Below are 19,492 nucleotides of genomic sequence, written 5' to 3' on the forward strand. Positions count from 1 at the left end.
CGTGTTGAAAGTAGAAATCTACCACTTGTTGTTTAAATGTTTGGTTATATTTAGTCATAAAAAATCTGCACCTTTGTCTGTTGGATAATAAGTCCAACTTTTGGGGTGCAGATCATATAGGCAGGGTTTAGCTAAAAATCTAATCAAGCTACTAATTAAACATCATATGTAGTTGATGCAGTATTACCACCGTGACCAGTCCAGTTAGTGTGGAAAAATTCTCCACGAGGTTTATCAGTACGTTCGTAAGTATGTGCGCCAAAATAGTCACGTTGTGCTTGTAGCAAGTTTGCTGGAAGACGAGCTGTGGTATAACCGTCTAAGAAAGTAAGAGCAGATGCCATACAAGGCATTGGTAACCCGATTTCAATCGCTTTTGCCACCACTTTACGCCAAGAAGCCAAACAATCTTTCAAAATATTGTTGAAATATGGATCTGAGCCTAAGAATACAAGATCAGGATTATTTTCGTAAGCATCGCGAATATTGCCTAAGAATGCACTGCGGATAATACAACCTTCACGCCATAATAATGCGGTGTTACCATAGTTAAGATCCCAATGATAAGTTTCAGAAGCTTCACGAATTAACATAAAGCCTTGTGCATAAGAGATGATTTTTGATGCCAATAATGCTTGACGTACTGCCTCAATCCACGCTTTTTTATCACCGCTAACCACTTCAATTTTGTTATTGAAAAGTTTGGCTGCCGCTAAACGCTGTTCTTTGAAAGAAGAAACACAACGTGCAAAAACCGCTTCGCTAATTAAAGTTAATGGAATGCCAAGATCTAATGCATTAATACCCGTCCATTTACCTGTTCCCTTCTGTCCAGCAGTATCAAGAATTTTTTCGACTAGCGGCTGACCATCAGTGTCCTTGTAACCAAGAATATCAGCAGTGATATCGATCAAATAGCTGTTTAATTCTGTTTTTTTCCATTCTGTAAAGATGGCTTGCATTTCATCATAACTTAATCCTAAGCCCTCTTTTAAGAATTGATATGCTTCACAGATTAATTGCATATCACCATATTCAATACCATTGTGTACCATTTTTACAAAATGACCGGCACCATCTTTTCCAACCCAATCACAGCAAGGCTCGCCAGCCGGTGTTTTAGCAGCAATCGCTTGTAGAATCGGTTTTACATATGGCCACGCTTCTTCATTTCCACCCGGCATAATAGATGGGCCTCGTCTTGCACCTTCTTCACCACCTGAAACGCCTGCACCGACAAAACGGATACCTTTTTCTCTTAATGCTGCAACACGACGGTTGGTGTCAGGATAATTTGAATTACCGCCATCAATAATAATGTCGCCTTGTTCCAAATATGGTACTAGGCTATCGATAAATTTATCCACCACTTCACCGGCACGCACCATTAACATCACTTTACGTGGTTTTTCAAGTTTATCGACTAAATCTTGCAATGAATAAGCACCGATAATATTCGTGCCTTTCGCTGCTCCTTGTAAAAATTCATCCACTTTTGAAGTAGTACGGTTATACGCCACTACTTTAAAACCGTGGTCATTCATATTCAAAATTAAATTTTGCCCCATTACCGCTAAACCGATAACGCCGATATCACCTTTTTGGCTCATATTTTTCTCCTGTTAAATGAGGTGAAATAGATCACCTAAATAGTTAAATCACTAAATTATGCCGGCTTTTGCTGAATCACGATCGATTTCTGCATAATAATCGCTTGAAACGCCGGCGTAGTTGTCGCCCAGTCCACTACATCCACTTTCCAAGGCAAATCGCTATCGCTAAATGCCTGTTCCACCTCACATAATTGCCTTAATGAAAGCGCTTTCTCACTCATTACCGCCAAATCCAAATCAGAAAATGTGGTTGCGGTTTGCTTTACTCTCGAACCGAATGCTCGCACTTCGTAATCCGGCAAGTAAGTACGTAAAATCTGTTTTACGATCTCAAAATGTTGTGGTTGGATGTCAAGCTTACACATTATGTTGCTTCAGTTGATTAAGTAAAAATTGTGCTGATTGTAAAAAGTCGGAAATTTGTTGATAAATCTGCTGCGCTTTGTCCTGATCATAAGTATGAGAGGTTACATTGCGCATTTTGCGATATAACAACCAATCTTCAACCGCATCAATCAAACCTGCTCTGGCACTTAAACGCAAAATATCTCGGAAATCACTACTGTCAATCTCTTCCGGCACAGCAGCAAGCTGTTTCAACTGGCGCTTCATCATTTTGATACTGAGTTCATAGACAAATTCAAATTTCTGAATCACACCAGCAATTAAGGTATCCTGAACAATCGCATCCTGCTGTGTAAACCACTGTTTATCCGCCAATTTTGCAATGGTTAATGCTAAAGAAGTAAATACATTCTCTAATGCCGAAAGATCAAGCCGTTCCATATTTTACTATTTTTTAGACAACAACTGTGCCGCATCCTGATCTAAATACCATTCCGTTATACCGTACTTCGCTTTAATTCTGGCTGCCGGATAAGGCAGATCTTCCGCCGGCGTGGTGTCGATCTCTTTTAAGATTTCTGCTTTAGCCGCACCGGTAACCAAATAGGTTACACGTTTAGCATTTTCAATTAATGCTGCCGTTTTGGAAACACGATACTGCCCACTTTCTGGATGTTGTGCAATTACAGCCCAATGCGAATCTGAAAAATCAGTCGCATTTGGAAACAGCGACGCAGTGTGTCCATCCGCTCCCATTCCTAAAATAATCCAGTCAAATACCGGCATTCCATTTTGTTTATCTTCGATCTGTTGCAAATCCTGCTTGAACTTTTCCAACGCCTGTTGAGGTGTTAATTCCCCATAAATACGATGAATATTTTCAGCCGGAATGACAATATGATCGAATAATAAACGTTGCACTTCACCATAATTACTTTCGACATCGCTCGGATCAACCATTCGATCATCTCCCCACCAAAAATGTAGATTTTGCCATTGAATCTCTTGGCTATAAGGCGCTTTTGCTAATGTCTGAAACAACAATTTAGGGGTACTACCACCAGAAAGCGAGATATGCACAGCTTTACCTAATTGGCTGTAACGTTTAAATTCCCGAGCAATCTGCTCGACTACCGCTTGGGCAGTCGGAAAAATCTTATAATTCATTTTTATAACTCACAATAGTTAGTATCAGTTAAGTTTTTACACGGGAAACGCCATTCACGATTGCTACGACTCATTAATTTATTTGCCGCTTCAGGCCCCCAAGTGCCACAAGCATAACCGTGAATTTTAGGATTACCAGCTTTATAATCTAAAATAGGTTGAACGAATTTCCACGCTGCCTGTACCGCATCACTACGAGTAAATAGCGTTGCATCACCATTTAAGGCATCCAATAATAAACGTTCATAAGCAGAGAACAAATGCCCTTCCGCAATTGAATCATAATGGAAATCCATTGCGACTTCTTTCGCTTTGAAACCTGAACCTGGTTGTTTTAAACCAAAGCTCATCACAATGCCTTCATCCGGTTGAATACGAATAATTAATTTATTTTCCGGTGCATTCATATTAAACACCGGATGTGGTGTTTTCTTGAAATGAATCACGATCTCTGTAACACGAGTCGGCATTCTTTTACCGCTACGGACATAGAATGGCACGCCACTCCAACGCCAGTTATCAATATTCAAACGCAATGCTATATAAGTTTCAGTACGAGATTGTGGATCAACGCCTTTCTCTTCACGATATCCCGGTAATTCCATACCTCTTACTTTTGAACGAGTATACTGACCAAGCACTAAATTCTCTTCGATAGTTTCCGCAGTTAATGGATGTAAACTCTGCAACACTTTTACCACTTCATCACGCATTGACTTTGCATTAATGACCGCCGGACTTTCCATCGCCACCAATGACAACACCTGTAATAAATGGTTTTGAAACATATCTCGCATTGCTCCCGAACCGTCATAATAGCCGCCACGCTCTTCCACACCCAATGCTTCCGCACCTGTGATTTCCACATAATCGATATAATTTCGGTTCCAAAGCGGTTCAAATAATCCGTTCGAGAAACGCAACACTAATAGGTTTTGTACCGTTTCTTTACCTAAATAGTGGTCGATACGATAAATTTGGTGTTCTGCAAAAGAGCGGTGAATTTTGTCATCCAATTCGATAGATGAGTTCAAATCATAACCGAACGGTTTTTCAACAATTAAACGTTTCCAACCTTTCGCTTCATCATTCAAACCGTGTGCCGCTAAACATTCAGGAATCACACCATATAAGCTTGGTGGTGTAGAAAGATAATAAAGCACATTATCTTGACAGTGATGACGTGCATTAATATCGTCTAAACGGTTTTTAATTTTGGCATAATCATTGACATTTTTAGTATCAATTGCTTGGTAATAGATATGTTGTAAAAAGACTTCTAAAATACCTTCATTCACTTTTTCATTATCAATCAGGCTTTGGCGCAATTTATCACGAAACGCCTGATCACTGAATTCTGTGCGACTTACGCCTAAAATGGCAAAATCTTCAGATAGCTTTTCATTTTCAAAGAGTTGGTATAACGCTGGAATCAGTTTACGGTGAGTTAAATCACCGGAAGCTCCAAAAATAACAATGGTATTATTATCTGGTTTTTGCATACTTTTTATTCCTACAACTTATTTTTACTGCTGTCCATATTATGGATGTTTCAATTTACATTACAGGCAATATATAAATTGCCCTGCTGTGAAAGAGGTTACACCTCTGCTAAATGAGGTACATTCTACCGCCGTGAATTAAGATAACGCTAATCGGTTTTACCTAAAGTAGCAATAACCCGATTACAAAAGGATCTTATGCCAATCCCAATTACGGCTACCAACCGCTATAAAATGTGGGTTAACAAATGTTTCTCGCCGGTTATAACTCAACGGTTGATGTTGTATCGTAAAAATATCACCACCACTCTCCTGCAAAATCACCTGTGCTGCAGCAGTATCCCATTCACCGGTATCACCCAAACGAATATAGCAATCACACTGTTGGCGCGCCACCAAAGTACTTTTCAAACCGCTAGAGCCGTAAGTGATAAATTGATATTGAAACGCTGGATTTAATAGAGATAACATTTTTTGTTGATTAGCACTTCTACCAACTGCAATCTTAATTGGTTGTTCTCTATCAAACTGCTTTTGATACAATAAGCCTGTTTTTTGCCCGTTTTCCACGAAAAATGCACCTTCGCCTTTTACCGCATAAAAGGTCTGTGCCAACACCGGTGCGTGAATAATACCGATAACAGGTTGGTGATTTTCCACCAAAGCGATCAATACGGAAAATTGATCGGTGCGATCGATAAACTGTTGCGTGCCGTCTAACGGGTCAATCAACCAATAACGCTGCCATTGTTGACGATCCGCTAACGGAATGGCGCAATTTTCTTCTGATAACACCGGAATAGTCGGCTCTAATTCACTTAACGCCTTGACTAAAAACCGACTTACCGCAATATCCGCCTCCGTTACCGGCGTTTGATCGGCTTTAATTTTGATATGGACATTCTGATGATAAAATGCTGTCAGCTGTTCGCCTGCCTGATAGGCAATGGTTAATGCCTGTTCCAACAAAGTGGTTAATGTTTTCATCTCAACCTCATTAACGTTGTGCCAGATATTTTTTCAGCAAGAACAGTGCCGCTAAATTTCTTGCTTCATTAAAATTCGGATCTTCAATCAATTGATCAATATTTGCTAAAGGATAACGTACCAGTTGCAATGGCTCAGGTTCATCCCCCTCTAATTTGCTTGGAGATAATGTCTCTGCCAATAAAATATGCATTGGGTTATTCATATAACCGGGAGATGAGATTAAGGTGCGTAATAACGTTAAACGTTCCGCCTTAAAACCAATCTCTTCCTGCAATTCACGATTCGCACTCTGTTGTGGCGTTTCACCGAGTTCCATCAACCCTTTCGGAAAACCAAGTTCATACTGCTCAGTCCCGACTGCATATTCATAAGTCAATAATAGATTTTGTTGGTCATCAATTGCTAAAATCATCACTGCACTGCGTGTCGAGGGCTTAAAACGCTCATAAGTCCGCAACTCACCATTAGAAAAACGTAAATCCACTGCTTGAATTTCAAAAAGTCGCGATTTAGCTGCTGTATTAATTGCCAAAATTTCCGGTTTTTTCATAAAAAAATTCACCTCCGCACTTTTTTGTTGTCATAATTACTGTGCTTTGTTTTACAAAAAACGATAGTAACGATACCATACTTAACCGAATTATTCGAACGCTTAGACAACTAATTTTTATTGATTATGGCAAAAGATAAACATCAACAGGAACAGGAAAATTATCGCCTTGATAAATGGCTGTGGGCAGCACGTTTTTATAAAACCCGTACTTTAGCCCGTGAAATGGTTGACGGTGGTAAAGTACATTACAACGGGCAACGCACTAAACCAAGCAAAGAAGTAGAAATAGGCGCAATGATCAAATTACGTCAAGGTAATGACGAAAAAGAGGTACAGGTGTTAGCACTCTCCAATCTACGCAAGGCTGCTCCACTGGCACAACAACTTTATCAAGAAACGGAAGAGAGCATTAAAAGACGAGAACAGTTGGCGTGGTCAAGAAAAGCGAATGCCTTATCAATGCCGAATCCGGAGCGTCGTCCAAACAAAAAAGAGCGTCGTGATTTATTAAAATTCAAATATCAACAATAATTTATGGCAAAATCAAACTATATTACTCGTACTGGCTGGAATATGCTGGATCAAGAGTTGAAATATTTATGGAAAGTGGAGCGTCCACAAGTAACACAGGCGGTTTCTGATGCAGCAGCATTGGGTGATCGCAGTGAAAATGCAGAATACATTTATGGAAAACGACGTTTAAGAGAAATCGATCGCCGTGTCCGTTTTCTCACCAAACGTTTGGAAGTGCTGCAAATCGTTGATTATCATCCTCACCAAGAGGGAAAAATCTTTTTCGGTGCGTGGGTAGAATTGGAAACTGAAAACGGTGATTTAAAACAGTACCGCATTGTTGGTTGTGATGAATTCGATCCAGCGAAAAACTGGATCTCTATAGACTCTCCCGTAGCGCGTGCCTTAATCGGCAAAAGCATTGATGATGAAGTGAAAGTCGATACCCCATCCGGAAAAATCATTTTCTATGTAAATAAGATTTGGTATGACAAAAGCGGAATCTAATTTTCCGCTTTCTAGTTAGCTTTCATTTTCTTTTCAAGATTTAAATAATCCGCTCAATTAAAATCGGTTGGTATTTTTTCTGTCGCTGCAAATGGTGGTTCAATAATTTTACGATCACAAATGCCAGTACGGTCATCGCTGATGTAAAAACGATATTCTGCCACTCTTCAACAAACAGATAATTTCCCAATAACACACTGAAAATTAACACAAATAATGGGATGGTATAAGCAATAAACGCTAATTTCAGTAAGGATTGTTCCGGCAGCCCGATTTCCACCGTTTCCCCGATCTTCATCGGTCTGGAGCAAGGGAAAGTAAAAAGATAACGGCTTGATTTTCCGGTTAATTCACTCAGTGCCGCTGTACCGCAACTTGCTTTGGATGCACAACCGCCGCACGCTTGATTTGCTTGACACTCAACTGTTACTTCACCTGATTGATAAGCAATTACCACCGCTTTTTCTGTAATCATTTGTTATCCTGTTTAAACTCAATGTCCTGAACAATTCGACGTGCCGTTGTTAATGGAATTTCGCCGACCAACACCACGGTTTTACCATTGACCACTTCGGTATAAAGCGTTTCTACGCCTTGTCGCCACGATTCATTAATCGGCATATCTTTCTGTTCCAATAGATAGAGCGAGAAAGAGAATAAACCGTCACTATAAAGCTGTGTTTGGATAGATGGCGATAACCCATCAGAATGAAATTTCACCAATTTAAAACCTTTCGGCAACCACGACGGTTTCCAGTTATAGTCGGTGGTATTCGGGCTATATATGGTAATTGCCGGTGGCTGAATCATTTTATCCGCCGGTTCAGTTAAACTTGTTGTATCTTCCAACATAGAAAGATCAATCACTTTAAACTGCGATAACGCATCGCCGCTACGATCAACAATTTCTCCTCGCAATGGCAGGCTGTTTTGTTCATCAATCCAGATCGTATAAGCATAGCGAAATTCATCTTTCGGCATTAGTTTAATCACATTGGCTATACGATTGGCGATCCTGTCCTTACCTAACGGTACGAAATCGTAATACTGTGCTAACTGCTTAAAATCGCTATAAACAATATTTGGTAATGAATCAATAATTTTATCACTGCGAATACTAAACGGCGCATAATTAGCAGAAAAATAACTGATTGTATTATCACGCTGCCAAATTTCTGTTCTAGGTCCATCTAAATAAAGCAGCTGTGCATAATGTTTATGGTCGGCATATGCGTGTCGATAGTTCAATGAAAAATGAAGATTATCCTCACCATAAGTAAACAACATTGTGTAATTTTGCTGCTGAAATGCGGTTTTCATGTGGTTCAGATCAGCAATAATTTGATCAATCGGTGAGGAGGCATATGCAGTAGCGAAGCTGTTAGCAATCCAGAATACTGAGGTGAGGAATAACTTCTTAAACATATAATAAACCTGTGCCTATGGCGTAAATCAAGATGCCTATTATAAAATAACATCACCACCAAAATGGTGGTGATGTCGGGAAATTTCGGAAATTTTTATTCAGATTTTAAGTCAGAATATAAACGACGTTGTAATTGGTAATTCTGCAAAATTTCATTTAAACGTTTATTTTGCTGTTCCAACTGTTCTTTGCTCGGCACATTTTTATGCGAAACATTATAGCTAACTTCTTGAACCGATTGTGTAAACGGCAAAGTTTGTAACGCCGGAGAAACGGTAGTTTCTGTTTCAGAACCTTTATTCAAATTCTGGATACTAAACACAGCGATTAAACAAACACTTGCAGCCACTGCGGTTTGCACAACAGGAACGACATATTTTTTCGCTTTAGCCCAGAAAGAAACTTTCGGCATTGCCGCAGTTTCTGGTTTCGGCTGTTCTTGCAACTGAACGGTTGTCTCTTGTTCAATTAATACTGCCATTCTTTCTGTAAAAGAAGTATCAAGTATGACTTCACTTTCATTTCGCATCACTGAACGTGCAATATGTAAAGTTGACCACGTCTGCTGTAACGCTTTATCTTGACAAAGACTTTCGACAAAGCCACGTTCTACGTCTTCACCATCCATATAAGCTGAAAGTTGTTCTTTATTTTGCATAATTTCCGCCTTTCCATTCAATTAATGTTTCACCAACGGTGCTAATTGATTTTCAATAAATTCTCTTGCTCTAAAAATTCGAGAACGCACTGTACCGACTGGGCAATCCATCACATCTGCGATCTCTTCGTAACTCATTCCTTCAAGTTCTCGTAACGTGATTGCGGTTTTTAACTCATCCGGCAATTCATTGATAGTTTTAAACACGATCTCTTTCAATTCATCAGATAGAATCAAATGCTCCGGCGTATCAATATTACGTAACTTCGCTCCAGCATCAAAACTTTCTGCATCTTCCGCCAAAACATCTTCCGTTGGTGGACGACGCCCTTGTGTCATCAAGTAATTTTTTGCTGTATTCACGGCAATACGGTAAAGCCATGTATAAAAAGCACTCTCACTGCGGAATGTATCCAAAGAACGATACGCTTTAATAAACGTTTCTTGAGCAACATCCGGAATATCATTAGCTGATACGTAACGAGTCAATAATCCAGCGACTTTATTTTGATAACGTGCAACCAACAAATTAAATGCTTTTTTATCGCCTTGCTGCGCTCTTTCCACCAAAATTTGATCTGTTAGTTGCTCACTCATCTAAGTGAAATCTCCATTTTTATCTTTATCTAACAGCTTCCCAAAACGGTCTGTAAGTTACACAGCAAGCAATGCATTGAACTGTTAGAGTTCAAAATTTAATAAAAGTTCAAAAATTTAAACAAAAAGTTTTTAGAGCTTCTCAAGATGCGGTCAGTTTCACTTTTATCAAGTTCACCATCTGTTGCAATTTATTGGTAGGTGCTTTTTCTTGATTCATTAACCATCGGAATAACTGCGGGTCAGTAAAGGTAAGCAATTCCAAAAAAGTGTCTTTCTGCTCATCAGATAAATGATCAAACTCTTTTTTATAAAACGGCATTATCATTTTATCCAGTTCCAACATTCCCCGACGACAGTCCCATTCAATCCTTAATTTATTATAGTGTTTCATCTTATGCTTCTTTAATTGTGTTAATCATCAAAGCCGTATCTTATCAATTTTTATCAAGAATAACGAAGAAGAATTAGTAGAGAATTATGATTTTTGCAAACAATCCTATTTTTTAATCAATGCCGAACCACCCTACTTTTAACATCTTTTTAAAAAAATTGTCTATTTTTTATATATTCGATACACTGCTGTTTCAGATCAGCGGCAAAAGGAACAAACTATGCATATTTATGTATTGGGTAGCGGTATTATCGGCACCACAACCGCCTATTATTTAGCAAAACGAGGGTTTCAAGCCACAGTTATCGACCGTCAGGATAAAGCTGCAATGGAAACCAGTTTCGCCAATGCAGGGCAAATCACGCCGGGTTACTCTTCCCCTTGGGCAGCACCGGGAATTCCATTAAAAGCCATAAAATGGATGTTGCAAAAACATTCTCCGCTCGCGATTAAGCCTACTTTAGATCCGCAGCAATATCGCTGGATGTGGAATTTGTTGCAGGATTGTAACTTACAAAGTTATCTCATCAATAAAGAACGGATGACAAGAATGTCTGAATATAGTCGCCATTGTTTCCAACAATTACGACAGGAAACCAATATTCAATATGAACAGCGCCAACTGGGAACGATTCAACTATTCCGCTCACAAAAACAGTTTGATGCCACTGCTAAAGATACCAAAATGCTAGAAAAAATGGGTATTCCATATCAAATCCTCGATAAACAGGGCATTTTGACCTATGAACCGGGATTAAGTGACAATATTCACGAATTCGTCGGTGCAGTCAGGTTGCCTAATGACGAAACCGGCGATTGTTATCTCTTTTGCAAAAATCTCACTGACATTGCTACACATCTCGGCGTCAACTTCCGGTTTAATCAACAAGTGAATGGTTTTGAATATCAGAATGATCAAATCAAAGGAGTATGGATAAATAACGAATTGAAAACCGCAGATGCCTATGTTGTATCACTGGGTTCTTACTGCCCAGAATTATTAAAACCGATCGGCATTGATGCTCCTATCTATCCATTAAAGGGATTTTCATTGACGATACCTATTAAAAATACCGAGAAAGCACCACGCTCTACTGTATTGGATGACAGTTTTAAAGTTGCCGTGACCCGTTTTGACAATCGCATCCGTATGGGCGGTATGGCAATGCTGAACGGCTTTGATCTCAGTCTGAAACAGAAATATCGTGAGACACTCAATCAAGTCTTTAATCATTTATACCCTGAAGCTACCGATTTAAACCAAGCCACTTTCTGGACAGGATTAAGACCGACTACGCCGGACGGCACGCCAATTGTCGGTGCAACTCGTTTTCCAAATTTATGGCTAAATTCCGGTCACGGTACTTTCGGTTGGACAATGGGCTGCGGTTCCGCAAAATATCTTGCCGATTTGATCAGTGGTGAGAAACCTGAAATCGACACGGAAGGCTTTGCGCTTTCCCGCTATCAAAAAAGATAACAAAAAAGGATTGGCAAATTACGATCTGCCAATCCTTAAAATGAAAAAGTAGTGCATCAAATCGTTATGAATTACGGCGGCTAAAGGTTAATTTAGTCACCTGATAAGCAAACAACACTGCACCGAAGATTAAAATAATATCCCCGATAGTACGTAACCAACGCAATGTTTGTAGGAAATCTTGTTGTAAGAAACCTTCGCTACGTGCATACCATAAACCTTCGCTGATACTCGCCGAAACTTGGAATAAGCCGATTGGCAATAAGCTGATGGCAATCATCAACACTAAACCAAGATTCATTGCCCAGAAACCGGTTCTCATCACTTTTTCGTTGAATTGGAAATCCGGTTTTAAGTAACGGGCAACCAATAGAACGAAACCTAATGCTAAGAAACCGTAAACCCCGAATAATGCTGCGTGTGCGTGGACAGCGGTAGTATTCAATCCTTGTAAATAGAAAAGTGAGATCGGTGGATTAATCAAGAAACCGAATACGCCTGCACCCAACATATTCCAGAATGCAACTGCCACGAAACACATTAATGGCCAACGTAAACGTTGCATCCAAGGTGTGGCGTGCTGATATGACCAGTGTTCATAAGCTTCTCGACCGAGCAATACCAATGGCACCACTTCCAATGCGGAGAATACCGCACCGGTGGCTAATGCCGGTGTTGTCGTTCCGGAGAAATATAAATGGTGTGCGGTTCCCGGTACACCACCGAGCAAGAATAAACTTCCTGCCACCAATGAAGCGACAGTCGCACTGCGGTAACTCACCAAACCTAAATTATAGAAAATAAAGGCTAACGCACAGGTAGCAAATACTTCAAAGAAGCCTTCTACCCAAAGGTGAACCACCCACCAACGCCAATATTCCATCACAGTAACGCTGGAATGTTCGCCGTAGAATAACCCTGGCGCATAAAATAATCCGACACCGACAATAGAAGAGATAAAGATTGCCAGCAAGTTTTTATCGCCACCCTGTTTGAAGGCGTTACGCGTACAACGCAACATTAACCATAACCAAACTACAAAGCCTACAAAGAGAAGAATTTGCCAGAAACGACCTAAATCCAAATATTCATAGCCTTGATGTCCGAACCAGAAGTTAAGTTCAGTTGGAATTTGATGACTTAATGCAAAGAAATTTCCGGCATAAGAGCCCACTACTACGATTAATAACGCTAAGAAAAGGAAATTAACGCCAAATGCCTGATATTTAGGATCTTTGCCACCATTAATAACCGGTGCTAAGAATAGACCTGCGGTTAAGAAACCGGTTGCAATCCAGAACAGTGCGGATTGAATATGCCAGGTACGCACAAGTGAATAAGGGAAAAGTTGTGAAATATCAATGCCATAAAATTTTTGACCTTCCACAGTATAGTGCGCCAACACACCGCCTAATGCAACTTGTACTACAAACAACGCCAAGGTTAAAAACACATATTTACCCAATGCTTTTTGTGAAGGAGTAAGATTTAATTTTAATAATGGGTCTGTTGCCGGAGGGGTCGGTTCTTTTTCATTATGATTTTTCAAGAATGAATAGCCCCAAACTAAGAAACCGATTCCTGCGATCAAGAACACAATCGAAATTAATGACCACATAATATTTTCGGTAGTCGGCACATTGTTAACTAACGGTTCGTGCGGCCAGTTATTGGTATAAGTTGCTTCCGCATTCGGACGATCCGTTGATGCCGCCCACGCTGTCCAGAAGAAGAAATCCGCTAAATATTGACGTGCTTCGGCAGTTGGTAAAGTATTATCTTTCATTGCGAAAGATTCACGAGTTTTCACCATTGAAGGATCATCGCTATATAACTTGGCATAATATTCCGCTGTCTGTTTTATGGCCTGTAAACGGACATCTGAAAGTACAACGGTGTCATTGTCTTTCAGGCGACTTTGATGACGATATTCATCCTGCAAAGCTACTTGTAACGCTGCTTGTGTCGGCTGATCCAAATCCGCATACGGCTTGCCGAATACCGCTTTAGAAGTGATATCCAACCACGCTGTCAACTCACGATGCAACCAATCCGCTGTCCAATCCGGTGCTTGATAAGCGCCGTGTCCCAACAAAGAACCTAATTCCATACCACCGGTCGTTTGCCACGCGGTCTGCCCTTTTAAAATATCCTCTTTCGTCATCACGACTTCACCGTTTTGAGTCACATATGCACTCGGAACCGGTGGTGCCTGACGATAAACTTCAACGCCGATATAGCCAAGCAACGTAAAAGTCAGGATAAGAATTGTGAATAGCATTATCCACAACTTTTTATATTTACCCATTTTCACTTACTCCCTAAGTTTGAATAAAAAATGCAGTTTGAAAAAAACGATTCCCACTTTTAGTCAAAAAATACCTGAGTAAATTACTCAACTAAAAGATCAGCGTCATTATAGAATTAATAGATGTAAAAACAATACACTTTATAGGTTAGTATTTGTTTTTATTAAAAAATGATTATTTTTAGGTAGATAAAAAAAGAAAAAAACGGCGTTAAAATACATTATCCATTTTCAAAAACTATCAATTATTCCAATCGTTGACTAAATAACCAACTTGCCACTGCTAAAGTACAAGCAGCAATAATTAACATTGGATAAAGGTTCAGCCACACCAATGCAGCGGACATATCTTTCAAAAACAGCCCGTTTACAATAATCAAGAAATGCTTAATCGGGTTGATTTCCACCACCCATTGCAACCAATTCGGCATATTTTCTACTGGTGAAGCATAACCAGAAAGTGCCACTGCTGGCACTAAAAAAATAAACGTACCCAAAATCGCTTGTTGCTGTGTTTTAGAAATTGCAGAAATAAATAAACCTACACCGACCATCGCCAAAATAAATACAAAAATTGCCGCAAACAACAACCAGAAAGATCCTACAAACGGCACTTTGAAAACGGTCAATACCAATACAAAAATAATCAGTCCTTCCGCTAAACCGACCATCACTGCCGGAATAGTCTTCCCTAACAGAATCTCCGCTGGGGTTAGCGGTGAAACCAAGATCTGATCAAAAGTTCCCAACTCTCGTTCTCTAGCAACGGAAAGTGCAGTAACCATCAAAGCCACTAATCCAGCTAAAATACCGACCAATGCCGGCACCGTGTACCACAAGTGCTGTAAATTTTCATTGAACCAATTTCTGGTCAACACCACAACCGGCAACCCCTGTTTACCCTGTTGCTGCGCCAGTTCGGCATTATATTGCAGAATAATTTGCGCGACATAATTGTGAATAATTTGTGCCGAATTGGAATTACGTCCATCCAACAACAACTGAATATTTGCCGCCTGCCCCGACAACAGTTTTTGACTGAAATCTGCCGGAAACTGGATTGCCATCAATACTTTTTTATTAGCCAACCGCTGTTGTAATTGCTGCTCGCTCTGCACATATTGCAACTCGGTAAAGGTGGGTGAAGCTGCAATACGTTGAATCACTTCGGTGCTATAAACGCCGTGATCTTGGTTATAGACCGCCACAGAAATATTTTTCACCTCCAATGTGGCAGAATAAGAGAAAAGGAAAAGTTGCAACAATGGCGGCCCAATCAACACCAATCTGCTACGCGGATCACGAAACAGTGCCAATAACTCTTTGATGATTAATGCCCAAATACGTCCATTGAAAATCATACATCGATCCTTTTATGTGTTTTGCGTTTAGTAAAGAGAAAAGTCAAAATGCCGATAATCAACATTATGCAGATCACTTGTGCCAATAGCCCCCATACATTGCCGGCTAAAAATAGCGTTTGCAAAATTGTTACATAATAACGCACACTGAACAGATAGGTCAGCCACTGCACCGGCAACGGCATTGAACTGATCTCAAACACAAAACCGGACAACATAAAAGCGGGCAAAAAGGCGAATAAAATCGCGATTTGTGAAGCAACAAACTGATCCTTTGAAAGCGAGGAGATCAACAATCCCTGCCCTAACGCACAAATCAGGAAAACAGAGGTCGCAATAAACAATACCAACAACGAGCCTCTAAACGGCACATCATAATAAAGCGTTGTTACCAAAAAACAGATCAACATTGAACCGATACCCAAAATATAATAAGGGATTAATTTTCCTAATAAAATTTGAGTAATGGTTACCGGTGTCGCCATCATTGCTTCCATCGTGCCACGTTCCCATTCACGAGCGACCACCAACGCCGTCAATAATGTGCCAATCAATGTCATTGTAATCGCCATTGAACCCGGCAATAAAAAATGACGGCTTTTTAATTCAGGGTTAAACAGATAACGTTCCTGCAAACCAATGCCGCCACTCGCCTCATCAATGGTATTTTGTTGTTGTAACCAATTCTGAATGACACCGCTGGTATAACCGTTAACGAACATTGCTGTATTCGGCTGCGAGCCATCGGTTAACACCTGAATTTGCGCCGGTTGTTGCTGTAATAATTGTCGGCTAAATTGCGGCGGGATCACCACAATGCCTTTAATATCGCCGGCGGTCAAATCTTGATACAAAGCTCGACGATCATCCGCAAAACGGCTGTCTAAAAAGCGTGAATGACGGAAAGCATCAACCAATTCTGTCGCCATCGGTGATGAAGATTGATTCACCACGCCGATATTCACTTTGTTGCTGTCCAAATTGATGCCGTAACCAAAAATAAACAACAGAATAAAAGGCAATACAAAAGCAATCAGAATAGAAGAGGGATCGCGAATAATCTGCAACATCTCTTTATAAACTAACGCCCACAATCGTTTCATATTGCCTCCTTAGCCTGATCCTTCGCCTGCACCAATGCAATAAAAGCGTCTTCCAATGTAGGTGCCTGCAAGCCCGCCAGCTGCACTGCCTGCTGCTTTAATTCATCCGGTGTGCCGGTCGCAATATTTTCACCGTGATAAATCAAACCGATACGATCACAATACTCCGCTTCATCCATAAAATGCGTGGTGACCATCACCGTAACACCTTTGCCCACCATCGCATTGATATGCAGCCAAAATTCACGTCTGGTAATCGGATCAACCCCCGAAGTCGGCTCATCCAAAAACAGAATATCCGGCTGATGAATCACAGCACAAGCAAGTGATAACCGCTGTTTAAACCCTAACGGCAAATCGCCGGCATTCATTTTCAAATAAGGTTTAAAATCAAAAATATCGATCATCATTTCAATACGTTCACGTTGTGCTTTGCCGGTAACGCCATATAAACCGGCAAAAAAACGTAAATTTTGTAACACATCTAAATTGCCGTACAGTGAAAAACGTTGTGCCATATAGCCGATTCTGCTGCGTGCCTGTGAGGTGGCATAACGTAAATTCAAACCGGTAACGAAACATTCTCCGGCAGTCGGCTGCAACAAACCGCACATCATTTTAAATGTGGTCGATTTACCGGCACCGTTCGGTCCTAATAAGCCAAAAATCTCACCACGTTTAATCGAAAAGGTATTATCTTTAACCGCGACAAAATCGCCGAATTTTTTGGTTAATCCTTTCGCATCAATAACAGGTTTACCATCATCTGGTTTAGCTTTAATCTGTGCTGCCAATGCTGAATTTCCACCGGGGCCTCCACCTAAACGATTAATAAATGCATCTTCAAAACAAGGATTAACGGACTGCCAAGTACCTTTTGATAACAATGGTTTTGCTGCTTCTGGTTTCAACACAATTCGCAAATTATTGCCTTGAATAATGCCATCCATCACCTGATGTTGTTGCAATAAATGAATCAGACTGGCACGCCTATCCTCCACTGGAATATCACTCACCTGAAAAACACGCCCCTGAACCGACTCCAGCAATCCTCGTGGCGCTCCATCATATAATTTTTTACCTTCATTCAGCAAAATGACACTATCGCACTTTTCCGCTTCATCCAAATAAGCGGTTGACCACAACACTGCCATTCCTTGCTCTACTAACGCTTGCACCAATTTCCACAATTCACGCCGTGAAACTGGATCAACACCAACGCTTGGTTCATCTAGCAATAACAACTTCGGATCTCCGACTAATGCACACGCCAAACCCAATTTTTGTTTCATTCCGCCGGAAAGCTTACCGGCTAAACGCTGTTGAAACGCTGCCAAATCAGTAAAAGCCAACAATTTGTCAAACTTCTCTTTTCTGGAAGCACCGCTGATTAAACGCAAATCCGCATATAAATTCAGATTTTCGATAACCGTTAAATCTTCATACAAACCAAATTTCTGCGGCATATAACCACTGATTTGATGAATGGTTTCAGCGTCATCATTGACATTGAGTTGATCGACCGTAATCGTGCCACTATCTGCCTGCATTAAACCGATAATATGACGAATTAAGGTCGTTTTACCTGCACCGTCCGGCCCAACCAAACCGGTCATTTTGCCGGGAAAAATCTGTGCCGATACAACATCAAGTGCCGGTTTATCCATTCCTTTGAAATGTTTGGTCACCTTATCGATAACCACCATTGCTTGTGACATTATTTATCCTCAACCTTTTTATTAATAAATAAAGTCACCGGCATACCTTGGCGTAAACTGTTATCACTGTTTTCCACAATAACTTTAAAACGATAAACCAATTCCGTTCTTAACTGTTCACTTTCCACATTTTTTGGCGTGAATTCCGCTTGAGGTGAAATAAAGCCAATCTGTCCCTCATATTGCGCACTGCCGTCAGTAAGTACAGTAACTTTTTGCCCTTGATAAAGATTACCTAAATTTGGTTCATCTACATAAGCTCGTACCCACACCGGTTTTTGTAATGAAATGGCGTAAATCGGTAAACCAGCATTAACCACACTGCCTTTTTCTCGAACACGGGTTAACACCACACCGTCACTCGGCGCAATCAATTTTGTGTCTGCTAAACGAGTTTCTGCAATTGACACTAATGATTTAGAAATATCCACTTGTGCCAAAGCTCGATCACGAGATGCTACCACATCATCATAGTCTGCATCGGATACCGCATTTTTCTTGATTAATCCCTGTACACGTTGATAAAGTTTTTCCGCTTGCACCAACGCTGCTTCCGCATCCGCCAATTTAGCTTTAGCTAAAATAAGTTCATCCTGAAAGGTTTTCTGTTCTAATGTCGCCAACAAATCACCGGCTTTTACCTGATCCCCCTCATCAACCAATAGCTGTTCAACTTTACCGGCAACTTTAAAACCAAGGTTGACATCTCGAATATCAACATTGCCGTACAGCCTAATTTCGCTTTCATTCACTGCTTGTCGTTGGTGTTGTTGGAAAAGATAATAACCGCTTAATCCGATAATAATGAGGAGTAAAAAAATAAGACTTTTTTTCATAGCACAATCCTTAACCATTCCGTTGCATTGTCTACTGTTTGATCATACTCCTCTCGGCAAGGATCTTCATCCACTGCGTCCTGAAACTGTGACATTAAACAGAAAATAGTGCTAAATGATAATGATATGGCGGATAATCACTAAAGAAACTATTGATTAACAGACAAAACTGTTCTTTATAACTTCAAATAGAAAGGTTTAAACATTGGAATGACATCAGAATGATAACAGTGTTGTTGATCATAAATAGTTAATTTGCTCTGTTTAGGTGATGCCTTATTTACTAAAAAAGCGAACGTTAATAACTGATCTGCACCCCAAAAATTGGACTTATTATCCAACAACATACAAAGGTGCAGATTTTTTATGACTAAATATAACCAAACATTTAAACAACAAGTGGTAGATTTCTACTTTCAAC

General features: G+C 40.2%; 21 protein-coding genes. 3 read left to right on the top strand and 18 right to left on the bottom strand.

Annotated features, from left to right (window positions below):
• Positions 1-155: 155 nt before the first annotated feature.
• The 7 genes from gnd to nudE form a co-directional block, all read right to left on the bottom strand.
• The gene (gene gnd / locus P375_RS10820; RefSeq protein WP_039136945.1) at positions 156-1,610 is read right to left on the bottom strand and encodes a decarboxylating NADP(+)-dependent phosphogluconate dehydrogenase; all 1,455 of its coding nucleotides are present in this window, start codon (positions 1,608-1,610) and stop codon (positions 156-158) included.
• Between the two features lie 56 nt (positions 1,611-1,666).
• Complete coding sequence (locus P375_RS10825) at positions 1,667-1,978, bottom strand: nucleotidyltransferase family protein (RefSeq protein ID WP_039136947.1); 312 nt, start codon at positions 1,976-1,978, stop codon at positions 1,667-1,669.
• Positions 1,971-2,399, bottom strand: coding sequence for a nucleotidyltransferase substrate binding protein (locus P375_RS10830; RefSeq protein WP_039136949.1), 429 nt, complete (start codon positions 2,397-2,399; stop codon positions 1,971-1,973). The genes P375_RS10825 and P375_RS10830 overlap by 8 nt, the downstream gene beginning before the upstream one ends.
• Positions 2,400-2,405: 6 nt before the next feature.
• The gene (gene pgl, locus P375_RS10835; RefSeq protein WP_039136951.1) at positions 2,406-3,125 is read right to left on the bottom strand and encodes a 6-phosphogluconolactonase; all 720 of its coding nucleotides are present in this window, start codon (positions 3,123-3,125) and stop codon (positions 2,406-2,408) included.
• A 2-nt stretch (positions 3,126-3,127) separates the two neighbouring features.
• Positions 3,128-4,627, bottom strand: coding sequence for a glucose-6-phosphate dehydrogenase (zwf, locus tag P375_RS10840; protein WP_039136953.1), 1,500 nt, complete (start codon positions 4,625-4,627; stop codon positions 3,128-3,130).
• Positions 4,628-4,810: 183 nt separating this feature from the next.
• Positions 4,811-5,614 (bottom strand): 3'(2'),5'-bisphosphate nucleotidase CysQ, encoded by an 804-nt coding sequence (cysQ, locus tag P375_RS10845; RefSeq protein ID WP_039136955.1) that lies wholly within the window; start codon positions 5,612-5,614, stop codon positions 4,811-4,813.
• A gap of 10 nt (positions 5,615-5,624) precedes the next feature.
• Positions 5,625-6,167 (bottom strand): ADP compounds hydrolase NudE, encoded by a 543-nt coding sequence (gene nudE / locus P375_RS10850; protein ID WP_039136957.1) that lies wholly within the window; start codon positions 6,165-6,167, stop codon positions 5,625-5,627.
• A 126-nt stretch (positions 6,168-6,293) separates the two neighbouring features.
• On the opposite strand from nudE, the gene hslR reads away from it, so the two are divergent.
• Positions 6,294-6,701 (top strand): ribosome-associated heat shock protein Hsp15, encoded by a 408-nt coding sequence (hslR, locus tag P375_RS10855; RefSeq protein ID WP_039136958.1) that lies wholly within the window; start codon positions 6,294-6,296, stop codon positions 6,699-6,701.
• 3 nt (positions 6,702-6,704) lie between these two features.
• The gene (gene greB / locus P375_RS10860) at positions 6,705-7,190 is read left to right on the top strand and encodes a transcription elongation factor GreB (protein WP_039136960.1); all 486 of its coding nucleotides are present in this window, start codon (positions 6,705-6,707) and stop codon (positions 7,188-7,190) included.
• 40 nt (positions 7,191-7,230) lie between these two features.
• On the opposite strand, the gene P375_RS10865 is transcribed toward greB, so the two are convergent.
• From P375_RS10865 to P375_RS10885, 5 genes are all read right to left on the bottom strand, one after another.
• Positions 7,231-7,665 carry a SoxR reducing system RseC family protein gene (locus tag P375_RS10865; protein ID WP_039136962.1) on the bottom strand — a complete coding sequence of 145 codons (435 nt, stop codon included), beginning with the start codon at positions 7,663-7,665 and terminating at the stop codon, positions 7,231-7,233.
• On the bottom strand, positions 7,662-8,615 hold the full coding sequence (locus P375_RS10870) for a MucB/RseB C-terminal domain-containing protein (protein WP_039136966.1): 954 nt from the start codon (positions 8,613-8,615) through the stop codon (positions 7,662-7,664). Before P375_RS10870 ends, P375_RS10865 begins: the two co-directional genes overlap by 4 nt.
• Positions 8,616-8,710: 95 nt before the next feature.
• Entirely contained in the window at positions 8,711-9,274 is a 564-nt protein-coding gene (locus tag P375_RS10875) for a sigma-E factor negative regulatory protein (protein WP_039136968.1), read from the bottom strand.
• A 21-nt stretch (positions 9,275-9,295) separates the two neighbouring features.
• The gene (gene rpoE / locus P375_RS10880; protein WP_039136970.1) at positions 9,296-9,871 is read right to left on the bottom strand and encodes an RNA polymerase sigma factor RpoE; all 576 of its coding nucleotides are present in this window, start codon (positions 9,869-9,871) and stop codon (positions 9,296-9,298) included.
• A gap of 142 nt (positions 9,872-10,013) precedes the next feature.
• Positions 10,014-10,265, bottom strand: a complete 252-nt coding sequence (locus P375_RS10885) for a succinate dehydrogenase assembly factor 2 (protein WP_039136972.1) — start codon at positions 10,263-10,265, stop codon at positions 10,014-10,016.
• 220 nt (positions 10,266-10,485) lie between these two features.
• Here P375_RS10885 and P375_RS10890 point away from each other — a divergent pair, with 220 nt between their 5' ends.
• On the top strand, positions 10,486-11,745 hold the full coding sequence (locus P375_RS10890) for a D-amino acid dehydrogenase (RefSeq protein ID WP_039136974.1): 1,260 nt from the start codon (positions 10,486-10,488) through the stop codon (positions 11,743-11,745).
• Positions 11,746-11,809: 64 nt separating this feature from the next.
• Here P375_RS10890 and P375_RS10895 read toward each other — a convergent pair whose 3' ends face one another.
• The 6 genes from P375_RS10895 to P375_RS12460 all read right to left on the bottom strand — a co-directional run bounded on the left by P375_RS10895 (position 11,810) and on the right by P375_RS12460 (position 19,418).
• Positions 11,810-14,053, bottom strand: a complete 2,244-nt coding sequence (locus P375_RS10895; protein ID WP_039136976.1) for a nitric-oxide reductase large subunit — start codon at positions 14,051-14,053, stop codon at positions 11,810-11,812.
• Between the two features lie 245 nt (positions 14,054-14,298).
• On the bottom strand, positions 14,299-15,414 hold the full coding sequence (locus P375_RS10900; protein ID WP_039136978.1) for an ABC transporter permease: 1,116 nt from the start codon (positions 15,412-15,414) through the stop codon (positions 14,299-14,301).
• Positions 15,411-16,517: an ABC transporter permease gene (locus tag P375_RS10905; protein WP_039136980.1), complete on the bottom strand. Its 1,107-nt coding sequence runs from the start codon at positions 16,515-16,517 to the stop codon at positions 15,411-15,413. The genes P375_RS10900 and P375_RS10905 overlap by 4 nt, the downstream gene beginning before the upstream one ends.
• On the bottom strand, positions 16,514-18,235 hold the full coding sequence (locus tag P375_RS10910) for an ATP-binding cassette domain-containing protein (protein WP_039136982.1): 1,722 nt from the start codon (positions 18,233-18,235) through the stop codon (positions 16,514-16,516). Before P375_RS10910 ends, P375_RS10905 begins: the two co-directional genes overlap by 4 nt.
• On the bottom strand, positions 18,235-19,071 hold the full coding sequence (locus tag P375_RS10915) for an efflux RND transporter periplasmic adaptor subunit (protein ID WP_039136984.1): 837 nt from the start codon (positions 19,069-19,071) through the stop codon (positions 18,235-18,237). The genes P375_RS10910 and P375_RS10915 overlap by 1 nt, the downstream gene beginning before the upstream one ends.
• Before the next feature lie 176 nt (positions 19,072-19,247).
• Positions 19,248-19,418 carry a hypothetical protein gene (locus tag P375_RS12460; RefSeq protein WP_245176461.1) on the bottom strand — a complete coding sequence of 57 codons (171 nt, stop codon included), beginning with the start codon at positions 19,416-19,418 and terminating at the stop codon, positions 19,248-19,250.
• Positions 19,419-19,492: the final 74 nt, after the last annotated feature.

Source organism: Gallibacterium genomosp. 2, assembly GCF_000771895.1.
GTDB lineage: Bacteria > Pseudomonadota > Gammaproteobacteria > Enterobacterales > Pasteurellaceae > Gallibacterium.

What these genes read in the sequence shown, in the direction of transcription:
- nudE (WP_039136957.1), bottom strand. Translation starts at nt 6,167, where the DNA reads ATGAAAAAACCGGAAATTTTGGCAATTAATACAGCAGCTAAATCGCGA.
- hslR (WP_039136958.1), top strand. Translation starts at nt 6,294, where the DNA reads ATGGCAAAAGATAAACATCAACAGGAACAGGAAAATTATCGCCTTGAT.
- pgl (WP_039136951.1), bottom strand. Translation starts at nt 3,125, where the DNA reads ATGAATTATAAGATTTTTCCGACTGCCCAAGCGGTAGTCGAGCAGATT.
- greB (WP_039136960.1), top strand. Translation starts at nt 6,705, where the DNA reads ATGGCAAAATCAAACTATATTACTCGTACTGGCTGGAATATGCTGGAT.
- P375_RS10900 (WP_039136978.1), bottom strand. Translation starts at nt 15,414, where the DNA reads ATGATTTTCAATGGACGTATTTGGGCATTAATCATCAAAGAGTTATTG.
- P375_RS10870 (WP_039136966.1), bottom strand. Translation starts at nt 8,615, where the DNA reads ATGTTTAAGAAGTTATTCCTCACCTCAGTATTCTGGATTGCTAACAGC.
- P375_RS10895 (WP_039136976.1), bottom strand. Translation starts at nt 14,053, where the DNA reads ATGGGTAAATATAAAAAGTTGTGGATAATGCTATTCACAATTCTTATC.
- P375_RS10910 (WP_039136982.1), bottom strand. Translation starts at nt 18,235, where the DNA reads ATGTCACAAGCAATGGTGGTTATCGATAAGGTGACCAAACATTTCAAA.
- zwf (WP_039136953.1), bottom strand. Translation starts at nt 4,627, where the DNA reads ATGCAAAAACCAGATAATAATACCATTGTTATTTTTGGAGCTTCCGGT.
- cysQ (WP_039136955.1), bottom strand. Translation starts at nt 5,614, where the DNA reads ATGAAAACATTAACCACTTTGTTGGAACAGGCATTAACCATTGCCTAT.
- P375_RS12460 (WP_245176461.1), bottom strand. Translation starts at nt 19,418, where the DNA reads ATGTTGTTGGATAATAAGTCCAATTTTTGGGGTGCAGATCAGTTATTA.
- P375_RS10875 (WP_039136968.1), bottom strand. Translation starts at nt 9,274, where the DNA reads ATGCAAAATAAAGAACAACTTTCAGCTTATATGGATGGTGAAGACGTA.
- gnd (WP_039136945.1), bottom strand. Translation starts at nt 1,610, where the DNA reads ATGAGCCAAAAAGGTGATATCGGCGTTATCGGTTTAGCGGTAATGGGG.
- P375_RS10865 (WP_039136962.1), bottom strand. Translation starts at nt 7,665, where the DNA reads ATGATTACAGAAAAAGCGGTGGTAATTGCTTATCAATCAGGTGAAGTA.
- P375_RS10830 (WP_039136949.1), bottom strand. Translation starts at nt 2,399, where the DNA reads ATGGAACGGCTTGATCTTTCGGCATTAGAGAATGTATTTACTTCTTTA.
- P375_RS10905 (WP_039136980.1), bottom strand. Translation starts at nt 16,517, where the DNA reads ATGAAACGATTGTGGGCGTTAGTTTATAAAGAGATGTTGCAGATTATT.
- rpoE (WP_039136970.1), bottom strand. Translation starts at nt 9,871, where the DNA reads ATGAGTGAGCAACTAACAGATCAAATTTTGGTGGAAAGAGCGCAGCAA.
- P375_RS10825 (WP_039136947.1), bottom strand. Translation starts at nt 1,978, where the DNA reads ATGTGTAAGCTTGACATCCAACCACAACATTTTGAGATCGTAAAACAG.
- P375_RS10890 (WP_039136974.1), top strand. Translation starts at nt 10,486, where the DNA reads ATGCATATTTATGTATTGGGTAGCGGTATTATCGGCACCACAACCGCC.
- P375_RS10915 (WP_039136984.1), bottom strand. Translation starts at nt 19,071, where the DNA reads ATGAAAAAAAGTCTTATTTTTTTACTCCTCATTATTATCGGATTAAGC.
- P375_RS10885 (WP_039136972.1), bottom strand. Translation starts at nt 10,265, where the DNA reads ATGAAACACTATAATAAATTAAGGATTGAATGGGACTGTCGTCGGGGA.